We start from the raw sequence: 19,051 nt of genomic DNA on the forward strand, positions 1-19,051 counted from the left end.
TCCTTCAGGCCGCCTTCCAGCGGGCCCTCCGGGCGCTTCGTTCTTTCGTGTTCTCAGCTTATCAGATGTTTTCCGCCCCGTTTTCCGGAGTTTCATTCATCGGATTCGCTTTCCGCCGCCCCTCTCGGTGCGACTCCGGAACTGTACGGGCCCGGGCACGCCACATGCAAATCGCCCCCGCCCGGGCTTCCCGGGCGGGGGCGATCGACGTGCTCAGCGGACCTCGGTGATCTCCGGGCCGCGGGCGAACGGATCGAGCGCGGTGCCACCGAAGCGGTTCTCGCCCTCGCCGCCGGCCGCCGCGGTGGCGCCACCGTCGGCGACCATCTGGGCGTCCTCCGGAAGCTTCAGCACGATCGGGTCGCGAGGCGCCATCGGGCTCTCACCACGGACGACGACCGTCTGCTGGAAGACCTGCTCCAGGATTCCGGCCATCTCGGGCTGCACGGCGGCCTGGCCGGAGATCACACCCCGGAGGAACCAGCGCGGCCCGTCGCAGCCGACGAAGCGCACCAGCTGCACACCCTGCGTGCCGTCCGGCAGCTGCACGGGGACCTGGGCGCGGAGGTGCCAGCCGAGCGGGCCCTCCTCCTCGTCCACGATGCCGCCCTGCGAGGTGATGCCACTGGCGATCTCCTCGCGGACCTCGCCCCAGATGCCCTCGGACTTGGGAGCCGCGAAGGCCTGGAGCTGGATGGCGCTGTTGCCGAGGACCAGCGTCGCGGCCACGATCGACTCGCCGGCCACCTCGACGCGCAGTTCCATCCCCTCGACACCGGGGACCAGCAGACCCCCGAGGTCCACCCGGCCCTCCTCCGGCTTCTCCAGCTCGGAGTGGTCCCACGGACCGTCCGGACGCGGGGCCGGCGGCAGCCCGACCCGGTCCGTCGGGTCCAGCTCGGTCACGTTCTCGCTCTCGGCGGAACCTTCGACGTCATCGGCCGTCTCGTCGGCGCTGATGGCGTCGTCGGCGAGCTGCTCGACAGCGTCCTCGCTCTTCTGGCGACGACGGAACACGGTCACTGTCCTTCCCGGTCCAAGACCGATGCGAATACCTGCTCGGCTTCCTGCGAGGCCGCGGGCATGCTAGACCGCGGCGTGGCCGCCGGTCGACCCGAACCCGCCCTCGGCGCGTGCCGACCCCGGCAGCTCGGCCACCTCGTGGAAGCGGGCCTTCTCGACCTGCTGGACGACCAGCTGGGCGATCCGGTCCCCTCGGCGGAAGCTGACCCCCTCGCGCGGGTCCAGATTGACGACGATCACCTTGATCTCTCCACGGTACCCGGCATCGACCGTCCCTGGGGCGTTCACCAGAGCAACTCCGCAACGAGCTGCGAGCCCGGAGCGGGGGTGGACGAACGCCGCGTAGCCGTCGGGCAGGGCGATGGCCACGCCGGTGGGGAGGACGACCCGCTCGCCGGGGGCCAGCTCGGCGTCGACGGTGGTCCGCAGATCGGCGCCCGCGTCGCCGGGCTGCGCGTACGCGGGCAGCGGCAGGTCGGGGTCGATTCGCCTGATCAGGACGTCTACCGGCGGACGGGGGGTGCTGCTCAAGGGTTCACCTCAAAGGCTCGGGCGCGCTTCATCAGGTCGGGGTCGTCGAGAACCTTCTCGATGTCCTCGGGTCGACCGTTCTTGGTGAAGTGTTCCAGCTTCACCTGAATGAAGAGCGCCTGCGCACGCACCGCGACCGGTCCGTCCGGGCCGCCGATCCGCGCCTCGCCGGCGCTGTAGATCTTCCGGCCGTGCACGCCGGTGATCCAGGCCCGCAGGTGCAGCACGGAACCGACCGGCACCGGGGCGACGAAATCGGTCTCCAGCCGGCCGGTGACGGCGGGGGCGTGCAGCAGCCAGTTCAGCGTGCCGAGGGTCTCGTCCATGGCGGTGGTCAGCAGGCCGCCGTGGGCCAGGCCCGGGCCGCCCTGGTGGGCCTGGCCGACGGTGAACTCGGCGGTGACGTCCAGTCCCTCGCCGGCCACCGCGTCGATCCGCAGGCCGCCGGGGTGCTGCGGGCCGCAGCCGAAGCAGTGCTCGTAGTGCGAGCCGAGCCGGGTGCCCGGGGCCGGCGCCTGCGGGGCCCGGGGCGGCAGCACGGCGTCCGGGGGCGGCGTGGTCGGCGACAGGACGGCGGGCAGGTGCGCGGACGACTGCGCGGACGGGGAGGCTGCGGACGGAGAAGCTATGGAACCGGTCACGGCGACCAACCCTACCCAGCGGTAGGAAGCCGGGAAGCGGGGGTGCCGTCCCGCTCCGTCCGTCACGGCGATCACAATGGGGGCATGTACGACGAACGCCTCACCGTGCCGCGCTCCTGGTGGTTGCTCCCGGTCGCGATCGGGCTCACGCTCGCGATGATCCTGCTGCGTTTCAGCGCGGTGGGCGCGCTGGTCGGGCTGGTGGTCGGCATCGCGGCCGGCGCGGCCGCGATCAGCAGCTACGGCTCGGCCCGGATCCGGGTGGTGCAGGGCTCGCTGGTGGCCGGCCCGGCCCGGATCCCGGTCGACGCCCTCGGCGCCGCGCACCCGCTCAGCCCGGCCGAGGCGGTCGCCTGGCGCGGGCCGAAGGCCGATCCGCGCGCCTTCATGCTGCTGCGCAGCTACGTCCCGACCGCACTGCGCGTCGAGGTCAGCGACCCGGCCGATCCCACGCCGTACCTGTATCTGTCGACCCGCTCGCCGATGAAGCTGGCCGAGGCCCTGGAAGAGGCCCGCCGCGGCGCCCGGGCCTGAGCGTCCGGCCGGTCCCGGCCGGGGCCGCGCGAAGACCCGGAAAGAAGACCCGGAAAACGGAGAGGGACGGTTCCGCGATGCGGGACCGTCCCAAATCTCTCCGTGCTGCACAGAAAAGCGCGGTACGAGGTACTGCGCCGGTATGACCTGACCCCGTACTGCCGGTGCGTCCGCCTCGACGGCCGCCGGAACTGCCGTCCGGCCCCGCTGCCCGGGGCCGGAAGGGGCGGTGTGCCGGTCTCGCGGGAGCCGCGAGGCCCGGACCATGGCCGCCCTGGCGCTCAGGCGCCGCAGTCCCGGCAGATCGGGTTGCCGTTCTTCTCGCTGTACAGCTGGCTGCGGTGGTGCACCAGGAAGCAGCTCATGCAGGTGAACTCGTCGGCCTGCCGGGGCAGCACCCGGACCGAGAGCTCCTCGTTCGAGAGGTCCGCGCCCGGGAGCTCCAGGCCCTCGGCCGCCTCGAACTCGTCGACGTCGACCGAGCTACCGGTCTTCTCGTTCCGCCGAGCCTTCAGTTCCTCGATGCTGTCCTCGTTGAGGTCGTCATCGGTCTTGCGTGGGGTGTCGTAGTCCGTTGCCATTTTTCGCTCTCCCCCTCCGGGTTTGTGCGGTGTGTGCGGTATCTCCAGCGCACGTAACGCATGGGGGGTCGGTCTTGTGCCCGACCCGAGGCGGAGATTTTGCCTTACTTCAAGCCCTGTTACTCAATCGACACTCAGCCGGGGGTCCGTTGGGGTGATCCGGTCGGGCGCTGAGGGCCTCACGCTGGGCCATCGCCGATCTGGGACGGGGCCCGCCCGGCGGACACTCACGGTGATCATAAGCCCTGCGGAGGCCTGCCAATTCCCTTGCCCACCAGGGACGCCCGTCAACCCGCCCGAGCGCCACCGGCCACCCGGCTCCTCACGGACGGCGACCGGGGCGCCCGTCGACATGATCACTCTCCGGGGTCGCTCCAACGCTCGGGGCGACTTTGTGTGAGCTTGCTCACGTTCTGAATCTTCCGGGGCAAACCACGGAAAATCCACCCAAGCGGAGCGGGTGGATCCCCGGGTCGGCCGGCCGCGCGGTTCGTGCCCCGCCGCTCGTGCGGCCCGGCCGCGCGCTCCCCGAACGGGCCGCACGCCCCCGACCGGGCGTGCTCCCTCCGACGGCCTCGCGTCCGGGCCTCGCGTCCGGGCCTGCCGTCCGCTACCGGGCGGCCACGCGGGCGGCCCGGCGGGCCAGCAGCGCGGCCTGCCGCTCGGCGAACTTGGACGCCTGCGCGTCCAGCCCGCCGAGGAAGGCGCCGAGCTCGTCCTGGGCCTGCAGGCCCTCCGGGCCGAGCCCGCCGATCTCCATGACCTTGAGGTGTCGCAGCACCGGCTGCAGCACGTCGTCGTGGTGGATCCGCAGGTTGTAGACGCCGCCGATGGCGATCTGGGCGGCGGCCCGCTCGAAACCGGGGATGCCGTGGCCGGGCATCCGGAAGTTGATGATCACGTCGGCGATGGCCCGCATGGCCTGGTCAGGGGCTATCTCCAGAGCCGCCTTCAGCAGGTTCCGGTAGAAGATCATGTGCAGGTTCTCGTCGTTGGCGATCTTCGCGAGCAGCTGGTCGCAGAGCGGGTCCCCGGCGAAGTGGCCGGTGTTGCGGTGCGAGATGCGGGTCGCGAGCTCCTGGAAGGCCACGTAGGCGACCGAGTGCAGCATGCTGTGCGCGTTGTCGGACTCGAAGCCCTCCGACATGTGGCTCATCCGGGCCCGCTCCAGCTCGTTCGGGTCGACGGCCCGGGTGGCGAGCAGGAAGTCACGGATCGCGATGCCGTGCCGGCCCTCCTCGGCGGTCCAGCGGTGCACCCAGGTGCCCCAGGCACCCTCGCGGCCGAACATGGTGGCGATCTCGTGGTGGTAGCTGGGGAGGTTGTCCTCGGTCAGCAGGTTGACCACGAGCGACACCCGGCCGAGCGGGGTGACCTGCGACTGCTCCACCGCCCAGGCCTCGCCGCCCAGTACGCCGTCGAAGTCACGGCCCTGGCTCCACGGGACGAACTCGTGGGGCATCCAGTCCTTGGCGACCTTCAGGTGGCGGTCGAGCTCCTTCTCCACCACCTCTTCGAGGGCCATGATCAGCCGCGCGTCGGTCCAGGCGCTCGAACCGGGAGAAGCGGTGCGCTGCACGGGGGCGATGGTCACGAGTCTTGCTCCTGAGGGACGGGCACGCGCGGGACGGGCGCGTTGGGCGGACACGTCGGAAAACGCACTTACGGTTGCGTAGGTTACGACACCGTAAGTTGCTCGGGCCGGAAATGACAAGCCGCCCCCGCCAGGCCTTATGTCGTCTTGACAGACCTGGCGGGGGCGGCTGGAAACGGTCGGCGCGCGAAGCGGTGACGCCCGGGCGGCACAGTGGGGCACGGACGGGCCCAGGGGGCCGGTCAGGCGGCCGGGAGGCGGACCCGCATGGTGAGGCCGCCACCGGTGCGCGGAATGGCCTCGATGACACCTCCGTGGGCCCGGACCACCGACCGGACGATGGAGAGGCCGAGCCCGACGCCCTTGTCGCTGCGGGTGCGGTCGGCGCCCTTGACCCGGCGGAACGGTTCGAAGATGTGCTCCAGTTCGTACCCCGGCACGACCGGGCCGGTGTTGGAGACCACCAGCTCGCCGCCGCCGGGCACCGCGGCGGTGGAGATCTCGACCCAGCCGTCCGCGACGTTGTAGCGCACGGCGTTCTGCAGCAGGTTGAGCGCGATCCGCTCCAGCAGCACGCCGTTGCCCGACACGACGGCCGGGTCCAGCGTCGAACGCAGTTCCACCTCGCGCTTGGTGGCCTCGGCCCGGGTCTGCTCCAGCGCCCTGGTGGCCACCTCGGACAGCTCCACCGGGCGGCGGTCGGTGAGGTTGTTGTCGCTGCGGGCGAGCAGCAGCAGGCCCTCCACCAGCTGCTCGCTGCGCTCGTTGGTGGCCAGCAGGATCTTGCCGAGATGCTGGAGATCGGCCGAGGCGCCCGGATCGGAGAGCTGGACCTCCAGCAGGGTCCGGTTGATCGCCAGCGGGGTGCGCAGCTCGTGCGAGGCGTTGGCGACGAAACGGCGCTGGGAGTCGAAGGAGCGGTCCAGGCGGTCCAGCATGTCGTCGAAGGTGTCGGCGAGTTCCTTGAGCTCGTCGTCCGGCCCGTCCAGTTCGATCCGGCGGTGCAGGTCGGAGCTGGCCACCTCACGGGCGGTGCGGGTGATCCGGCCGAGCGGGTGCAGGACCCGGCCGGCCATCGCGTACCCGGTGGCGAAGGCGATCACGGCGAGGCAGACCAGCACCGTGAGGGACTTGCGGAGCAGGGTGTTGAGCGCCGCGTTGGAGTTGCCGTCGAACTGGTGGGCGAGGGCCTGGTTGAACTGGTCGCTGCTCATCCGGACGCCGTTGACCACGGCGCCGTCCGGCCCGAAGTTGAACGGCGGCGGCTGGAGGATGCTCAGGGCCTGCCCGACGAAGAAGTACATCAGCAGCAGCAGGACGACCCCCGCCATCAGGAACATCCCGCCGTAGAGCAGGGTGAGCCGGATGCGGATGGTGGGGCGGAAGGGCAGCCAGGCGAGCATGCCGTCGCCGGGGACGTAGCCGTCGTGCGGGGCGGTGCGCAGGCGCGGGGCGCGCGGCGGGTGCACGGGCTTGGGCGGTACGGCGCGGCCGCCGGCAGGCGCACCGGAGGGCCCGCCGGCCGGGGGCGGGGTGGTCATGATCGTCCTCTCGGAGCGTCCGCCGGGGCGGGCGCGTGACAGTCGGACCCGAAGGGATCCGGTTCAGAAGTGAAGTGGTCCGGTCAGATCCGGTAGCCGGAGCCGGGAACCGTGACGATCACCGGCGGATCGCCGAGCTTGCGGCGCAGCGTCATCACGGTGACGCGCACCACGTTGGTGAACGGGTCGGTGTGCTCGTCCCAGGCCTTCTCCAGCAGCTGCTCGGCGGAGACGACGGCGCCGCCGGCCCGCATCAGCACCTCCAGAACGGCGAACTCCTTGGGGGCGAGCTGGACGGTCCGCCCCTCGCGGATCACCTCGCGGCGGCCGGGGTCGAGCGAGATGCCGGCCCGCTCCAGCACCGGCGGCAGCGGGACGGTCGCCCGGCGGCCCAGTGCCCTGACCCGGGCGACGAGTTCACTGAAGGCGAACGGTTTCGGAAGGTAGTCGTCCGCACCGATCTCCAGGCCCTCGACCCGGTCGCTGATGTCGCCGGAGGCGGTCAGCATGATCACCCGGGTGGCCAGGCCCTGGTCGACCACACTGCGGCAGACGTCGTCCCCGTGGACCAGCGGCAGGTCCCGGTCGAGCACGACCACGTCGTAGTCGTTGACCGCGATGCGCTGGAGCGCGGCCTCCCCGTCGTACACCACGTCGACGGCCATCGCCTCGCGGCGCAGGCCGGTGGCGACGGCCTCGGCGAGCAGCTGCTCGTCCTCGACGACGAGAACCCGCACGGTGGTTGTCCCTTCTCCAGGCCGGCCCCGGAAGCGGACGCACGGCTCCGACGGTGCCTCCATCCTGCCTGGTCCAGCGGTAAAGCAGCGATAAGCTGCCCCGGAGGCAGGGCCCCGCGCGGGGCCGCCGGTCACGATTCGTGTCGGGAACACTCCGCTTGGACTGTGACACAGGCAACTTTCTCGCCCCGGGAGGTTTCCCCGGCCCGGGCGGGGGGAGGAGTGCTGCACACCCGCGATCTGGCCACTGGCCGATCGCACCCACCCGCCGTGCGTTCATCCGCGCCGGCCCTGGGGCTGGGGCGTCGCCGGGAGCGGCCGAAGGCCGTCTCCGCGCCCGACCGGAGATTCCGACCTGCCGGCTCGGACGCTTCCGCCGGCCACCATCACCCTGGGGCGGGGGACGCACGAACGTGCACGTCCGACACAGTAAGGGGGCCCGTATGGACGCCTTCACCGCCGGAATCCTGCAGCGCATAGCCAACGCCGAGCAGGACCTGCACCGCGCGATCGAGGCCGGGGACGAATTCCTGGCCGAGGTGGAGCAGTCCGAGCTGGACGATCTCCGCCGGCTCGCCGCCGAACACGGCGTGGACACGGTGCTCGGGCGGCACCGCACCGCCGCCTGACCCGTCCACCCGCGCCGGACCTCCGGCACCAGCGGCCCTGCGGGGGCCGTGCGAAACCTCAAGCCCTGGCATTCCCCGTATGCCAGGGCTCTTCGCTGCCCGGGTTCCGCGCCCGCCCCGGGAGAGGGGCCGGCCCGGAACCCGGGCCGCCACTCAGTCGGCCCAGGCGCGCAGTTCGGCCAGCCGTTCCTGGAGCGGCTGGTAGACACCGGGCGCGGCGGCGACGGTCAGCTCGCCGTCGGGGCCCTGCCCGGGGCGGCCACCGACCTGGGCGCCCGCCTCGGCGGCGATCAGGCAGCCGGCGGCGCGGTCCCAGGGCGCCAGCCCGCGCTCGTAGTAGCCGTCCAGCCGGCCCGCGGCGACGTCACAGAGGTCCACGGCGGCGGCCCCGCCCCGGCGGATGTCACGCACCTCGGGCATCAGCGCGAGCAGCACCTCGGCCTGCCGGACCCGCACCGGCTGCACGTAGTTGAAGCCGGTGCCGATCAGCGCCTGCCCCCACGGCGGGGCCTGCCGGGCGGCGATCGGCCGGCCGTCCAGGTGGGCGCCACGGCCGAGCACCGCGTGGAACAGCTCGCCGCGGGCCGGCGCGTACACCACGCCGACGACCGCCTCGCCGTCCAGCTCGGCGGCCACGCTGACGGCCCACGAGGGCAGTCCGTACAGGTAGTTGACCGTGCCGTCGAGGGGATCGACCACCCAGCGCACCCCGCTGGTGCCGGGCCGCTCGGCGCCTTCCTCCCCGAGGTAGCCGTCGTCCGGGCGGCGGTCGGAGATCAGCTCCAGGACGAGCTTCTCGGAGGCGAGGTCCATCTCGGTGACCACGTCCACCGGGCTGCTCTTGGTGCCCGCCACGCCGAGGTCGGCGGGCCGGCCGTCCCGCAGCAGGGCGCCCGCCTGCCGGGCGGCGTCCAGGGCGACATCGAGCAGTTCGTCGAGCAGTTCGGGGCTCGGGCTGGGCACGGGGGTCTCCTCGGGAAGGGGTCAGCGCTCGGCGACGGCCGGGCGGGGGGCGCGCGGGTTGGGGCAGCAGGCCACCGCGCACACGTCATGGCTGGGGCCGAGCGTGCCGAGGGCGCAGCGGGTCACGGTCTCGCCGCGCTCGGTGGCGGCCCGCTCCAGCACGAGGTCGCGCACGGCGGCGGTGAAGCGGGGGTCGGCGCCGACGGTCGCGGCGCGGGCGACCGGCAGGCCGAGTTCGGCGGCCTTGGCCGCGGCCTCGGTGTCCAGGTCGTACTTGACCTCCATGTGGTCGGAGACGAAGCCGATCGGGACCATCACCACGGCGGGCGCGCCGTCGGCGTGCTGGGCCTCCAGGTGGTCGCAGATGTCGGGTTCCAGCCACGGGATGTGCGGGGCGCCGCTGCGGCTCTGGAAGACGAGCTCCCAGGGGCGGTCGGTCACGCCGGTGCGCTCGGCGACGGCCTCGGCGATCAGCCGGGCGACGTCGAGGTGCTGGGCCACGTACGCGCCGCCGGGGCGGCCGCGCGCCGGGTCGTCCGGGGCGCCGGAGGTCTCGGCCATGGTGTCCGGGATGGAGTGGGTGGTGAACGCCAGCCGGGCGCCGGGGCGGGCCCCGGCGGGCAGCCGCTCCAGGGCGGCCAGGGTGGCCTCGATCATCGGCTGGACGAAGCCCGGGTGGTTGTAGAAGTGCCGCAGCTTGTCCACCCGGAGCCCGGGCAGCCCCTCCGCGGCGAGCGCGGCCAGCGCGTCGGCGAGGTTCTCGCGGTACTGGCGGCAGCCGGAGTAGCCGGCGTAGGCGCTCGTCGCGAGGACGGCGACCCGGCGGTGCCCGTCGGCGACGATCTCGCGCAGGGTGTCCACCAGGTAGGGGGCCCAGTTCCGGTTGCCCCAGTAGACCGGCAGGTCCAGGCCGTGCTCGGCGAAGTCCTTGCGCAGCGCGGCCAGCAGCTCGCGGTTCTGTTCGTTGATCGGGCTCACCCCGCCGAACAGGAAGTAGTGCTTGCCCACCTCCTTCAGCCGCTCCTTCGGGATGCCCCGGCCCCTGGTGACGTTCTCCAGGAACGGGACGACGTCCTCGGGGGCCTCGGGACCGCCGAAGGAGAGCAGCAGCAGCGCGTCGTAGGGCTGGGCCCCAGCCTGAGCGGTGCCGGAAGGCGAGGGATTGCGCACGTCGGACATGCGACCGATCCTGCCACTGCGGGGGCCGGTGACGTCGGCGGGGCCGCGTAGGGTGTCCGGAAAATACGGTTTGCCAAGGTACGTAAGCTGTCTGGGCCAGCCTCGTTCCTTACCCTCGACGGAGCTCCCGTGCTGTCCAGCTACCGCCAGATATTCGCCGCCCCCGGCAGTCTGGCCTTCTCCTCCACCGGCTTCATAGCCCGCTTGCCGATCTCCATGACCGGCATCGGCATCGTCACCATGCTCTCCCAGCTGCGCGGCTCCTACGGGGTGGCGGGCCTGGTATCGGCGGTGCTGGCACTGTCCGCCGCGGTCCTGGGACCGCTGGTCTCCTGGCTGGTGGACCGCCACGGACAGCGCCGGGTCGCCCTGCCGGCTGCCGCGATCACCGTCGTCGCCGCGACCGGGCTGCTGCTCTGCGCCCACTACAACGCGCCGGTCTGGACGCTGTTCGTCTTCGCCGCCGGCATGGGCGTGATGCCGAGCACCGGCGCGATGGTCCGGGCCCGCTGGGCGCACCTCTACCGGGACGACGCGCCCAGACTGCACACCGCGTACTCCTTCGAGGCCGTGGTCGACGAGGTCTGCTTCATCGTCGGCCCGATCCTCGCCGTCGGCCTGGCGACCACGGTCTTCCCGGAGTCGGGCGTCATGCTGGCCGGCGTCGCCCTGGCGGTGGGCATCGTGATGTTCACCGCGCAGCGCCGCACCGAGCCCCCGGTCCACCCGGCGGCCGCGCAGAGCGGCGGCAGCGCGATCTTCAACGGCGGGCTCGTCGTGCTGGTCCTCACCTTCATCGCCACCGGCGCGATCTTCGGCTCGGTGGAGGTCGTCACCGTGGCCTTCGCCGACGAGCAGGGCCACAAGGCCGTCGCCAGCGTGGTGCTCGCGCTCTGGGCCCTCGGTTCCTGCCTGGCGGGCGTGGTGTTCGGCACCCTCAGGCTCAACGGCTCGATGGCCGGACGCTTCTTCGGCGGCGTCGTGCTGATGGCGCTCAGCATGCTGCCGCTGCTGCTGGTCGCCGAGTGGGTGCACGGGGTCGGCGGGCTGGTCGCGGTCGGCGCCGCGCTGCTGGTGGCCGGTATCGCCATCTCCCCCACCCTGATCACCGCGATGGCCCTGGTCGAGCGGCTCGTCCCGGCCGCCAAGCTGACCGAGGGCATGACCTGGACCACCACCGGGCTGGCGCTCGGCGTCGCCCTCGGCTCCTCGGCCGGCGGCTGGGTGATCGACGCGTCCGGGGCCGCCGCCGGTTACTGGGTGCCGCTGACGGCAGGGGTGTTCGGCGCCGTCACCGCTCTGATCGGCCTGCCCCGGCTGCGCGGCGGGCTCTCCACCGCTGCGGCCGGCGAGGCCGTCGAGACCCCCGCGCAGACCGTAGACCTCGAACGGTGAACTGACTACTCTCCTCCCTACTCGCGGGTCTACCCGCGGGTAGGGCGGCCGGGCCGCCCCTGAGCGCGCCGACACCGTTCGGCCACGGAGCAGGAGGCACCGCATGCCCCAGGCCAGTACCGCCCCCCGGACCCGCTGGACCAACTGGGCCGGCAACCAGAGTGCCCGGCCCGCCAAGGTGGTCACCCCGGGGACGGCGGAGGAGCTGGCCAAGGAGATCCTGCGCGCCGCCGAGCAGGGCCGGACGGTCAAGGCCGTCGGCTCCGGCCACTCCTTCACCTCGATCGCCTCGGCCGGTGACGGCGTCCTGGTCCGCCCCTACGCGATGACCGCCGTCCGGGAGATCGACCGCGCGGCCGGCACCGTCACCGTCGAGGCCGGCCTGCCGCTGGCCAGGCTCAACCGGCTGCTCGCCACGGCCGGCCTCTCGCTCACCAACATGGGCGACATCGAGGTGCAGACCGTCGCCGGGGCGACCAGCACCGGCACCCACGGCACCGGACGGGACTCCGGCTCGCTCGCCGCCCAGATCCGGGCGCTGGAGATCGTCCTGGCCGACGGCAGCGTCCACCGCTGTTCCCCCACCGAGAACCCGCGGCTCTTCCAGGGCGCCCGGCTCGGCCTCGGCGCGCTCGGCGTGATCACCGCGCTCACCCTCGCGGTCGAGCCCGCCTTCCTGCTCACCGCCCACGAGCAGCCGATGCGCTTCGACGAGGTGCTGGACCGGCTCGACGACCTCACCGCCGTCAACGAGCACTTCGAGTTCTACTGGTTCCCGCACACCGACCGCTGCTCCACCAAGCGCAACAACCGCAGCCAGGGTCCGGCCGCCCCACTGCCCCGGTTCAGGGAGTGGCTGGAGGACGACTTCCTCTCCAACACCGTCTGGGAGGGCGCCTGCCGGGTCGGCCGGCGCTTCCCCCGATCCGTCCCCGCCATCGCCTCCCTGGCCAGCCGCGCCTGGTCGGACCGCAGTTACACCGACACCGCGTACCGGGTGTTCACCAGCCCGCGCAAGGTCCGCTTCGTCGAGATGGAGTACGCGGTGCCGCGCGAGGCGGCCGCCGGGGTGCTGCGCGAGCTCAGGGCCCTGATCGAGCGCTCCGACTGGAGGATCAGCTTCCCGGTCGAGGTGCGCTTCGCCCCGGCCGACGACCTCTGGCTCTCCACCGCCGGCGGCCGGGACACCGCCTACATCGCCGTCCACCTCTACCGGGGCACCGCCGACCAGGGCTACTTCACCGAGGTCGAACGCCTGATGACCGCCCACCGGGGCCGCCCCCACTGGGGCAAGCTGCACACCCGGGACGCCGGCTACCTCCGCGAGGTGTACCCGCACTTCGCCGAGTTCACCGCACTGCGCGACGAACTCGACCCGCGGCGCGTCTTCGGCAACGACTATCTGCGGCGGGTGCTCGGGGCGTAGGGCCGCTCCGGCGGTTCCCGGGGCGGATCCCGCCCTACGGCGCCGGCTCTCCGGTCGGGGCGGCGGGCGGCGGGGAGACCCCGGCGGCCGCACCGCTGGGAACGGGCGGCTGCGGGCTCGCCGCGCCGGACGGCTTCGCACCGGTGCCACCCGACGGGGTCGGTTGGGCGGACGGCGTCGCGCTCGGGCCCGCCGAGGGCGAGGCCTTGCCGCCGCCGTCGGTCCCCGCACCCGGGCTGGAGCTCTGGTCCGGACCGGGCTTGGAGGGCGCCGGCGCCGAGGCGCCACCGCCGGCGGACGGCGAGGCCTCCGGGGCGCGCCCGCCCGTGGACGGCGGACTCGACGGACCGTGCGACGGAGCGTCAGCTGGCGGGCTCGACGGCTTCGTGCCGACCGTGCCGCCCAGCGAGGTGCCGTTGCCCGACTCCCCCTTCACCGTCGCCGACACCGGCTGCCCGGTCGCCAGCTCGAAGGCCAGGATCGGCACCATCGCCAGGACGAACACCAGCGAGGAGACCGCCGCGTACGTCTTCCAGCTCCACCGCCGACGCGCCCGGACCGTCCGCGGTTCGTTCCACTCCTCGGAGAGCCGCGGCCGGGTGACCGGAGCGGACGGGGAGTCGGCCGGCACCTGGCGCAGCCCGTTCACCGCCGGCCCGGGACCGGTCCGGTCCACCGCCTCGCGCAGCTGCTCACCGGTGCGCTTGAAGATGTGCTGGAACACCGCGCCACCGGTGGTCGCGCCGATGCTGACCACCGCCGCGCCCAGAATCGTTCCGTACACCCCGAGTTCGGAAGCCAGCAAGGCCCCCACCACGGTTGCCAGTGCGCTTGCCGCGACCTGAGCCACACTCAGATCAATTCGCTTGCGACCTTCCTTGCCGCCCTCCTCGACGGCCTTCCGCTCCGGCATCAACATCCCTCGGTCCGTACGACTGTTCCTCGAACAAGTCACTCCATCTTGCACAAAGAAGGACACAAGGGTCGAAAATGCGGTTCTCCGCGGTCGATATATGTGAAGATGATCACCGTTCCCCGATCGGTCGTCGGCCATTGGAGGGGCACGCTCTTGAGATTCCCGTAAATCGCGGGAGACTTGAGCGGCGAGCCGCCCCTTTGGATGCCACGAATGGAGTACTGTTCGTAAAGCCTGAGCCTTGGGTCGACTTGTCGACTGCCTCTCAACCGGCAGCTGGACAAAGAGCCACGGCGCAGGCACGCACGGCGACGCCCGTCCCGGATCGTCGCGTCACTGCTCGTGCGAGGACGGCCGGGACACCCAGACGCGACGTCGATGGATGACGTGGCAAAAAGGCAACCGTGCCACAGTGGCGTTCCCGGGCGTAACCCCGACACGCCGGGGAACTCAGCAAGGTTGTGGCCAGTCGCGAGTGGGCAGGCCACACTCAGTACGGGAGCAGCGACGCAGGTGACGTCGGCAGGCACCACCCGGGAGGTAACCGTGCCCGAACTGCGGGTTGTGGCCGTCAGCAACGACGGCACACGGCTGGTGCTCAAGGCCGCCGACAGCACGGAGTACACCCTTCCCATCGATGAGCGGCTGCGCGCCGCCATCCGTGGTGACCGTCCGCGCCTCGGCCAGATCGAGATCGAGGTGGAGAGCCATCTCCGCCCCCGTGACATCCAGGCGCGGATACGAGCCGGTGCCTCCGCTGAGGAGGTCGCGCAGGCGGCCGGCATCTCCGTCGACCGGGTCCGCCGCTTCGAGGGACCGGTGCTGGCCGAGCGAGCCTTCATGGCCGAGCGGGCCCGCAAGACCGCGATCCGTCGGCACGGCGAGTCCACCGGACCGCAGTTGGGCGAGGCCGTCGCCGAGCGGCTCGCGCTGCGCGGCGCCGAGAAGGACACCGAACGCTGGGACTCCTGGCGGCGCGACGACGGCACCTGGGAGGTCATCCTCTCCTACCGGGCCGACGGCGAGGGCCGCAGCGCCTCCTGGACGTACGACCCGCCCCGGCGCCTGGTCCAGCCGAACGACGACGAGGCCCGCGCGCTGATCGGCGAGAACGTCGAGCGCGAGGAGGAGTCGGTCTTCCCGTTCATCCCGCGCATCGCCCGGCTCCCCCAGGAGCGGCCGCCGCGCCCGATGATCGACCGGCCCTCGGCCGACCGCATCATGTCGTCCCGCGAGGTGCGCGAGTCCCGTGAGGCCACGGCGGAGTCCCGCGACTCACTGACCAGCCTGCTCGACGTCGTCCCGGCCTTCCGGGGCGACCTCGCGGTCGGCCCCGCCCCGATCGAGCCGGTGGCCGCCGAGGTCGCCGAGGAGACCGAGGAGCCGGCCGCCGCCGCACCTGCCGTCGGCGCGGGCTCGGCGTACGCGGACATCCTGATGCCGCGCGCCGTCGCCCCGCACCGGGAGCGTCTGGTCGGCACGACCGACCGGCAGGCCGAGGCGGACGGCGTACGGCCCGGCCGCCGGGCCACCGTGCCGAGCTGGGACGAGATCGTCTTCGGCAGCCGGCGCAAGAAGCAGGAGTAGACGCACGACGAAGGAGGGGGCGCCGACCTGGTCGGCGCCCCCTCCTTCGCGTGTTCGCCGTGTTCGCCGTGCCGGGATCAGCCCGGCTGTCCGGTGACCGCCACCGGGCGGGTGGCGTCGCTCGACCACTCGCTCCACGAGCCCGGGTACAGCGCGGCCGGCAGGCCCGCCACCGCCAGCGCCAGGATCTGGTGAGCCGCCGTCACGCCCGAACCGCAGTAGACCGCGGTCTCCCGCTCGCCCGCGCCCAGCGCCCGGAACCGCTCGGCCAGTTCGGCGGCCGGCCGGAACCGCCCGTCCGGGCCGACGTTCTCGGTGGTCGGCGCGGAGAGCGCCCCCGGGATGTGGCCGGCGCGCGGGTCGATCGGCTCGCTCTCACCCCGGTAGCGCTCCCCCGCGCGGGCGTCCAGCAGCAGACCGGTGCGGGCCAGCGCGGCGGCGCCGTCCCCGTCCACCGTCGGCAGTTGCCCGGGCACCGGCTTGAAGTCGCCCCCCGCCGGCTCCGGCACCTCGGTGGTCACCGGCAGGCCGGCCGCCTGCCAGGCCGCGAATCCGCCGTCCAGCACCCGGACCTCCGGGTGGCCGGCCCAGCGCAGCAGCCACCAGGCCCGCGCCGCCGCCAGCGAGGTCGCGCCGTCGTACACCACCACCGGGCGCCCGGCCGAGACACCGGAGCGGCGCAGCGCGGCACCGAACTCCTCGGGGTCGGGCAGCGGATGGCGCCCACCGCGCCCGGGCGGGCCGGCCGGGGCGGCGAGGTCCTGGTCCAGGGCGACGAAGTGGGCGCCGGGCAGATGGCCGAGCGTGTAGTCCTCGATGCCGGGCGGGCCGCCGAGCTGCCAGCGCACATCGAGCAGGACCGGCGGACGGTCGGAGGCGAGCGCCTCCCGCAGACCGGCCGCCGAGATCAGCGGGGACCCGTCGTTATTGGTGGTCATGCGGTCATTCTCGCGCAGCGCGACCGCCGCGAGGCTCTTTGTGCGGTCTTTGCCGGACTTTCCGCGCGGCCCGAGGGTTCGACGCGCGCCAGGGTGGAACCATCACCCTCACGTGCGCGCCTTCGTGCGCCAACCGCCCCTGAGGAGGCCCGCATGCCCGCGGTGAAACTCCGGCTGGCCCAGGGCACACCGTGCTGGGTCAGCCTGATGACCGACGACCTGGCCGGTGCCCGCGCCTTCTACGGCGGGCTGCTCGGCTGGACGTACACCCCGGGCCCCGGCCAGCTCGGCGCGTACGTCCGGGCGGAGCTGGGCGGCACACCCGTCGCCGGTCTCGGGGTCTCCTCCGTGACGGGCTTCCCGGTGCAGTGGACCACGTACTTCGCGGTGGACAGCGCCGACCGGACGGCCCAGCAGGTGCGCGAGTGCGGTGGCACGGTCGCGGTCGGACCGCTCCAGGCGGAGCAGGCCGGGCGGCTGGCGATCGCGGCCGACGTGTCCGGCGCCGTCTTCGGGCTCTGGGAGGGCGGGGAACACCTCGGCCGGGAGGCGGGGCCCGAGCCCGGCGGCCCGGCCTGGGCCGAGCTGCTCACCCCGGACGAACCGGGCTCCGCCGCCTTCTACGGCGCGGTGCTCGGCCGGCCGGTGGAGTCCTCGGCCGGCGGGTCCGCACTGCTGGTGAACGGCCGGCCGGTGGCGGGCATCCGGCACAGCGGTGAGCTGCGCGGGCATCCGCCGCGCTGGCGGGTCCACTTCGCCGTCCGGGACGCCGCGCTGACGGCCGGTCGGGCGGTCGAGCTGGGGGGCGGGGTGCTCGTGGAGCCGCAGGAGACCGAACGCGGCCGGGTCGCCCGGCTGGCCGACCCGCAGGGCGGCCACTTCTCGGTCCTGCAGACCGGATAGGGCTCAGGCCTGCTGTTCCTCGAAGGGCAGGACGTCCGGGGAGAGCACCGAGGCACGGGCGGTGGCGGCCGTCAGCCGGCGGCGGTGGTGACGGCGGCAGAGCACCTCGTAACCGACCTCGTCCTCGCGCACCGAGATGTCGCCGATCACGACCTGGGCGCCCTCGACCACCATCACGCCGCCGACCGTACGGGCGTTGTGGGTGGCCCGCGCGCCGCACCAGCACAGGGCCTCGACCTGGAGCACCTCGACCCGGTCGGCGAGTTCGATCAGCCGCTGTGAGCCGGGGAAGAGCCGGGTGCGGAAATCGGTGGCGATACCGAAGGTGAAGACGTCGATGCCGAGTTCGTCCACCACCCGGGCCAGCTGGTCGACCTGCTCGGCGGCGAAGAACTGGGCCTCGTCGCAGATCAGGTAGTCCACCCGGCCGCCGGCCGAGAGCCGGTGCACGACATGGGCGTGGAAGTCGAAGTCGTCCGTCACCTCCACCGCCTCGGTACGCAGGCCGAGCCGGCTGGATACGGTGGCCGCGCCGGCCCGGTCGTTGCGGGTGAGGATGATCCCCTGCCGGCCGCGGGCGGCGTGGTTGTGGTCCATCTGGAGCGCGAGCGTCGACTTCCCGCAGTCCATCGTGCCCGAGAAGAACACCAGTTCAGCCATGGGTGGTGCAGAGGCCTTTCACATCAGGGGAGTTGGGGGCCTGGTTCATCGAACAGACCTCCTACCGGCGGACTTCGAGCAGGGGCACGAACTGCTCCACCGGGGTCATCGAGCCGTGCAGGCCGATCATCGCGGACTCGCCGGGCTCGTTGCGGGAGGCGGTGATCGCGATGTCGTCCCGGGCGGCGGCGACCACGTCGCCGATCCGCTGGTAGACCCGGTCGTCCACGGACGGGCCGAACCAGCCGGCCGCGATCGCCTCGTCCCGGGTGGCCACCCACATCCGGTCGCCGAGCACCTCGCTCCAGACCGTGTACACATCGGCGGCCGCCCCCGGCACCGCGTACACGTGCCGGGCCCGGCCCTCGCCGCCGAGCAGGGCGACGCCCGCGCCGAGCTCCCAGTCCTCGTCGAAGTCGATCCGGTCCTCCGGCGCGATGTCGATCATGCCGTGGTCGGCGGTGACGTACATCGCCGAGCGCGGCGGCAGCTGCTCGGCCAGACGCCGGGCCAGGCGGTCCACCGCGTCCAGCGTCATCCGCCACTCGTCGGAGTCCACGCCGAAGCGGTGCCCCGCGCCGTCCAGCTCGCTGACGTAGGTGTAGACGAGGGCCCGGTCGTGCTCGGCCAGCCAGCGGGCGGTCTGGTCCATCCGCTCCTCGCCGGTGGTGCGGCCGAGGAAGGTGCCGCCGGAGAGCGCCACCCGGGTCAGCGGGGTCTGCGCGAACAGCGGCGAGGAGACCTGCGCGGTCGCCACCCCGGCGGCGTGGGTCTGTTCGAAGACCGTCGGGTACGGCTGCCAGGTGCCGGGGTCGGTCGGCGGCTGCCAGCGCAGCTGGTTCATCAGGTACCCGGCGCCGGGCACCGCCACGGTGTATCCGACCAGGCCGTGCAGGCCCGGCGGGGTGCCGGTGCCCACCGAGGCCAGCGAGGTCGCGGTGGTGGACGGGAAGCCGGCCGTCAACGGGCGCCCGGTGCCGCCCAGCGAGCTGCCGACCAGCGAGGAGAGGAACGGCGCGTACTCGGGATGGCGCAGCAGCAGCTCCCAGCCGAGACCGTCGACCAGGAAGACCACCGCCCGGTCGGCGGGCGCGATCGGCAGGGTGGCGGTGAAGCCGGGGACGCCGAGCCCGGCCGCCACGGAGGGGAGCAGGTCGCAGAGCGAACCGCTGCCGTACGGGGGCGCGGGGGCTCCGGCAGGGTCGAGGATCTCGAAGGCGTCGTAACCGTCGGCGGGTGCGAAGGACATATCGGCGGGTCTGGTTCCCTGGCT

At 72.9% G+C, this 19,051-nt stretch carries 18 protein-coding genes and 1 pseudogene; 6 read left to right on the plus strand and 13 right to left on the minus strand.

The window, feature by feature from the left end; genetic code table 11:
* Nucleotides 1–213: 213 nt before the first annotated feature.
* The 3 genes and pseudogenes from ACIO5D_RS31315 to ACIO5D_RS31325 all read right to left on the minus strand — a co-directional run bounded on the left by ACIO5D_RS31315 (nt 214) and on the right by ACIO5D_RS31325 (nt 2,135).
* The gene (locus ACIO5D_RS31315) at nt 214–1,017 is read right to left on the minus strand and encodes a DUF3710 domain-containing protein (protein WP_363613222.1); all 804 of its coding nucleotides are present in this window, start codon (nt 1,015–1,017) and stop codon (nt 214–216) included.
* A 2-nt stretch (nt 1,018–1,019) separates the two neighbouring features.
* A pseudogene (dut, locus tag ACIO5D_RS31320) lies at nt 1,020–1,554 on the minus strand (dUTP diphosphatase).
* The gene (locus ACIO5D_RS31325) at nt 1,551–2,135 is read right to left on the minus strand and encodes a PaaI family thioesterase (protein WP_363613230.1); all 585 of its coding nucleotides are present in this window, start codon (nt 2,133–2,135) and stop codon (nt 1,551–1,553) included. The pseudogene dut and the gene ACIO5D_RS31325 overlap by 4 nt, the downstream one beginning before the upstream one ends.
* A gap of 144 nt (nt 2,136–2,279) precedes the next feature.
* On the opposite strand from ACIO5D_RS31325, the gene ACIO5D_RS31330 reads away from it, so the two are divergent.
* Nucleotides 2,280–2,729: a DUF3093 domain-containing protein gene (locus tag ACIO5D_RS31330; RefSeq protein WP_363613218.1), complete on the plus strand. Its 450-nt coding sequence runs from the start codon at nt 2,280–2,282 to the stop codon at nt 2,727–2,729.
* Between the two features lie 281 nt (nt 2,730–3,010).
* Here ACIO5D_RS31330 and ACIO5D_RS31335 read toward each other — a convergent pair whose 3' ends face one another.
* The 4 genes from ACIO5D_RS31335 to ACIO5D_RS31350 all read right to left on the minus strand — a co-directional run bounded on the left by ACIO5D_RS31335 (nt 3,011) and on the right by ACIO5D_RS31350 (nt 7,182).
* Nucleotides 3,011–3,310, minus strand: a complete 300-nt coding sequence (locus ACIO5D_RS31335; RefSeq protein ID WP_148642658.1) for a DUF4193 domain-containing protein — start codon at nt 3,308–3,310, stop codon at nt 3,011–3,013.
* Between the two features lie 610 nt (nt 3,311–3,920).
* A complete protein-coding gene (locus tag ACIO5D_RS31340; protein WP_363613216.1) occupies nt 3,921–4,904 on the minus strand; it encodes an acyl-ACP desaturase in 984 nt (327 codons plus the stop codon).
* Between the two features lie 242 nt (nt 4,905–5,146).
* Nucleotides 5,147–6,445 carry a sensor histidine kinase gene (locus tag ACIO5D_RS31345; protein ID WP_400657322.1) on the minus strand — a complete coding sequence of 433 codons (1,299 nt, stop codon included), beginning with the start codon at nt 6,443–6,445 and terminating at the stop codon, nt 5,147–5,149.
* Between the two features lie 83 nt (nt 6,446–6,528).
* Entirely contained in the window at nt 6,529–7,182 is a 654-nt protein-coding gene (locus tag ACIO5D_RS31350; protein WP_363613214.1) for a response regulator transcription factor, read from the minus strand.
* Nucleotides 7,183–7,625: 443 nt separating this feature from the next.
* Here ACIO5D_RS31350 and ACIO5D_RS31355 point away from each other — a divergent pair, with 443 nt between their 5' ends.
* Nucleotides 7,626–7,811, plus strand: coding sequence for a hypothetical protein (locus ACIO5D_RS31355; RefSeq protein ID WP_363613213.1), 186 nt, complete (start codon nt 7,626–7,628; stop codon nt 7,809–7,811).
* 153 nt (nt 7,812–7,964) lie between these two features.
* Here the strand turns inward: ACIO5D_RS31355 and ACIO5D_RS31360 are convergent, their stop codons facing one another.
* Nucleotides 7,965–8,774 (minus strand): inositol monophosphatase family protein, encoded by an 810-nt coding sequence (locus tag ACIO5D_RS31360; RefSeq protein WP_363613212.1) that lies wholly within the window; start codon nt 8,772–8,774, stop codon nt 7,965–7,967.
* A gap of 21 nt (nt 8,775–8,795) precedes the next feature.
* Nucleotides 8,796–9,953: a ferrochelatase gene (locus tag ACIO5D_RS31365; protein ID WP_363613210.1), complete on the minus strand. Its 1,158-nt coding sequence runs from the start codon at nt 9,951–9,953 to the stop codon at nt 8,796–8,798.
* Nucleotides 9,954–10,082: 129 nt separating this feature from the next.
* Here ACIO5D_RS31365 and ACIO5D_RS31370 point away from each other — a divergent pair, with 129 nt between their 5' ends.
* Both ACIO5D_RS31370 and ACIO5D_RS31375 read left to right on the plus strand, forming a co-directional pair.
* Nucleotides 10,083–11,348 carry an MFS transporter gene (locus tag ACIO5D_RS31370; protein ID WP_400657326.1) on the plus strand — a complete coding sequence of 422 codons (1,266 nt, stop codon included), beginning with the start codon at nt 10,083–10,085 and terminating at the stop codon, nt 11,346–11,348.
* Nucleotides 11,349–11,451: 103 nt separating this feature from the next.
* Entirely contained in the window at nt 11,452–12,774 is a 1,323-nt protein-coding gene (locus ACIO5D_RS31375) for a D-arabinono-1,4-lactone oxidase (protein WP_400799329.1), read from the plus strand.
* A 34-nt stretch (nt 12,775–12,808) separates the two neighbouring features.
* Here ACIO5D_RS31375 and ACIO5D_RS31380 read toward each other — a convergent pair whose 3' ends face one another.
* Entirely contained in the window at nt 12,809–13,579 is a 771-nt protein-coding gene (locus ACIO5D_RS31380; RefSeq protein ID WP_400657330.1) for a hypothetical protein, read from the minus strand.
* Between the two features lie 624 nt (nt 13,580–14,203).
* On the opposite strand from ACIO5D_RS31380, the gene sepH reads away from it, so the two are divergent.
* Nucleotides 14,204–15,277: a septation protein SepH gene (gene sepH, locus ACIO5D_RS31385; protein WP_363613202.1), complete on the plus strand. Its 1,074-nt coding sequence runs from the start codon at nt 14,204–14,206 to the stop codon at nt 15,275–15,277.
* A 77-nt stretch (nt 15,278–15,354) separates the two neighbouring features.
* On the opposite strand, the gene ACIO5D_RS31390 is transcribed toward sepH, so the two are convergent.
* Nucleotides 15,355–16,215: a sulfurtransferase gene (locus ACIO5D_RS31390; RefSeq protein WP_400799332.1), complete on the minus strand. Its 861-nt coding sequence runs from the start codon at nt 16,213–16,215 to the stop codon at nt 15,355–15,357.
* A gap of 153 nt (nt 16,216–16,368) precedes the next feature.
* Here ACIO5D_RS31390 and ACIO5D_RS31395 point away from each other — a divergent pair, with 153 nt between their 5' ends.
* Nucleotides 16,369–17,118, plus strand: a complete 750-nt coding sequence (locus ACIO5D_RS31395) for a VOC family protein (RefSeq protein WP_363613199.1) — start codon at nt 16,369–16,371, stop codon at nt 17,116–17,118.
* Between the two features lie 3 nt (nt 17,119–17,121).
* Here the strand turns inward: ACIO5D_RS31395 and ACIO5D_RS31400 are convergent, their stop codons facing one another.
* Nucleotides 17,122–17,778 carry a thymidine kinase gene (locus ACIO5D_RS31400; RefSeq protein ID WP_363613197.1) on the minus strand — a complete coding sequence of 219 codons (657 nt, stop codon included), beginning with the start codon at nt 17,776–17,778 and terminating at the stop codon, nt 17,122–17,124.
* 61 nt (nt 17,779–17,839) lie between these two features.
* Complete coding sequence (locus ACIO5D_RS31405) at nt 17,840–19,027, minus strand: nucleotide pyrophosphatase/phosphodiesterase family protein (RefSeq protein WP_363613195.1); 1,188 nt, start codon at nt 19,025–19,027, stop codon at nt 17,840–17,842.
* Nucleotides 19,028–19,051 lie beyond the last annotated feature (24 nt).

It is taken from the genome of Kitasatospora sp. NPDC087315 (assembly GCF_044744345.1).
Classification (GTDB): domain Bacteria; phylum Actinomycetota; class Actinomycetes; order Streptomycetales; family Streptomycetaceae; genus Kitasatospora.

What these genes read in the sequence shown, in the direction of transcription:
- ACIO5D_RS31330 (WP_363613218.1), top strand. Translation starts at nt 2,280, where the DNA reads ATGTACGACGAACGCCTCACCGTGCCGCGCTCCTGGTGGTTGCTCCCG.
- ACIO5D_RS31335 (WP_148642658.1), bottom strand. Translation starts at nt 3,310, where the DNA reads ATGGCAACGGACTACGACACCCCACGCAAGACCGATGACGACCTCAAC.
- ACIO5D_RS31345 (WP_400657322.1), bottom strand. Translation starts at nt 6,445, where the DNA reads ATGACCACCCCGCCCCCGGCCGGCGGGCCCTCCGGTGCGCCTGCCGGC.
- ACIO5D_RS31355 (WP_363613213.1), top strand. Translation starts at nt 7,626, where the DNA reads ATGGACGCCTTCACCGCCGGAATCCTGCAGCGCATAGCCAACGCCGAG.
- ACIO5D_RS31365 (WP_363613210.1), bottom strand. Translation starts at nt 9,953, where the DNA reads ATGTCCGACGTGCGCAATCCCTCGCCTTCCGGCACCGCTCAGGCTGGG.
- ACIO5D_RS31375 (WP_400799329.1), top strand. Translation starts at nt 11,452, where the DNA reads ATGCCCCAGGCCAGTACCGCCCCCCGGACCCGCTGGACCAACTGGGCC.
- ACIO5D_RS31390 (WP_400799332.1), bottom strand. Translation starts at nt 16,215, where the DNA reads ATGACCACCAATAACGACGGGTCCCCGCTGATCTCGGCGGCCGGTCTG.
- ACIO5D_RS31395 (WP_363613199.1), top strand. Translation starts at nt 16,369, where the DNA reads ATGCCCGCGGTGAAACTCCGGCTGGCCCAGGGCACACCGTGCTGGGTC.
- ACIO5D_RS31400 (WP_363613197.1), bottom strand. Translation starts at nt 17,778, where the DNA reads ATGGCTGAACTGGTGTTCTTCTCGGGCACGATGGACTGCGGGAAGTCG.
- ACIO5D_RS31405 (WP_363613195.1), bottom strand. Translation starts at nt 19,027, where the DNA reads ATGTCCTTCGCACCCGCCGACGGTTACGACGCCTTCGAGATCCTCGAC.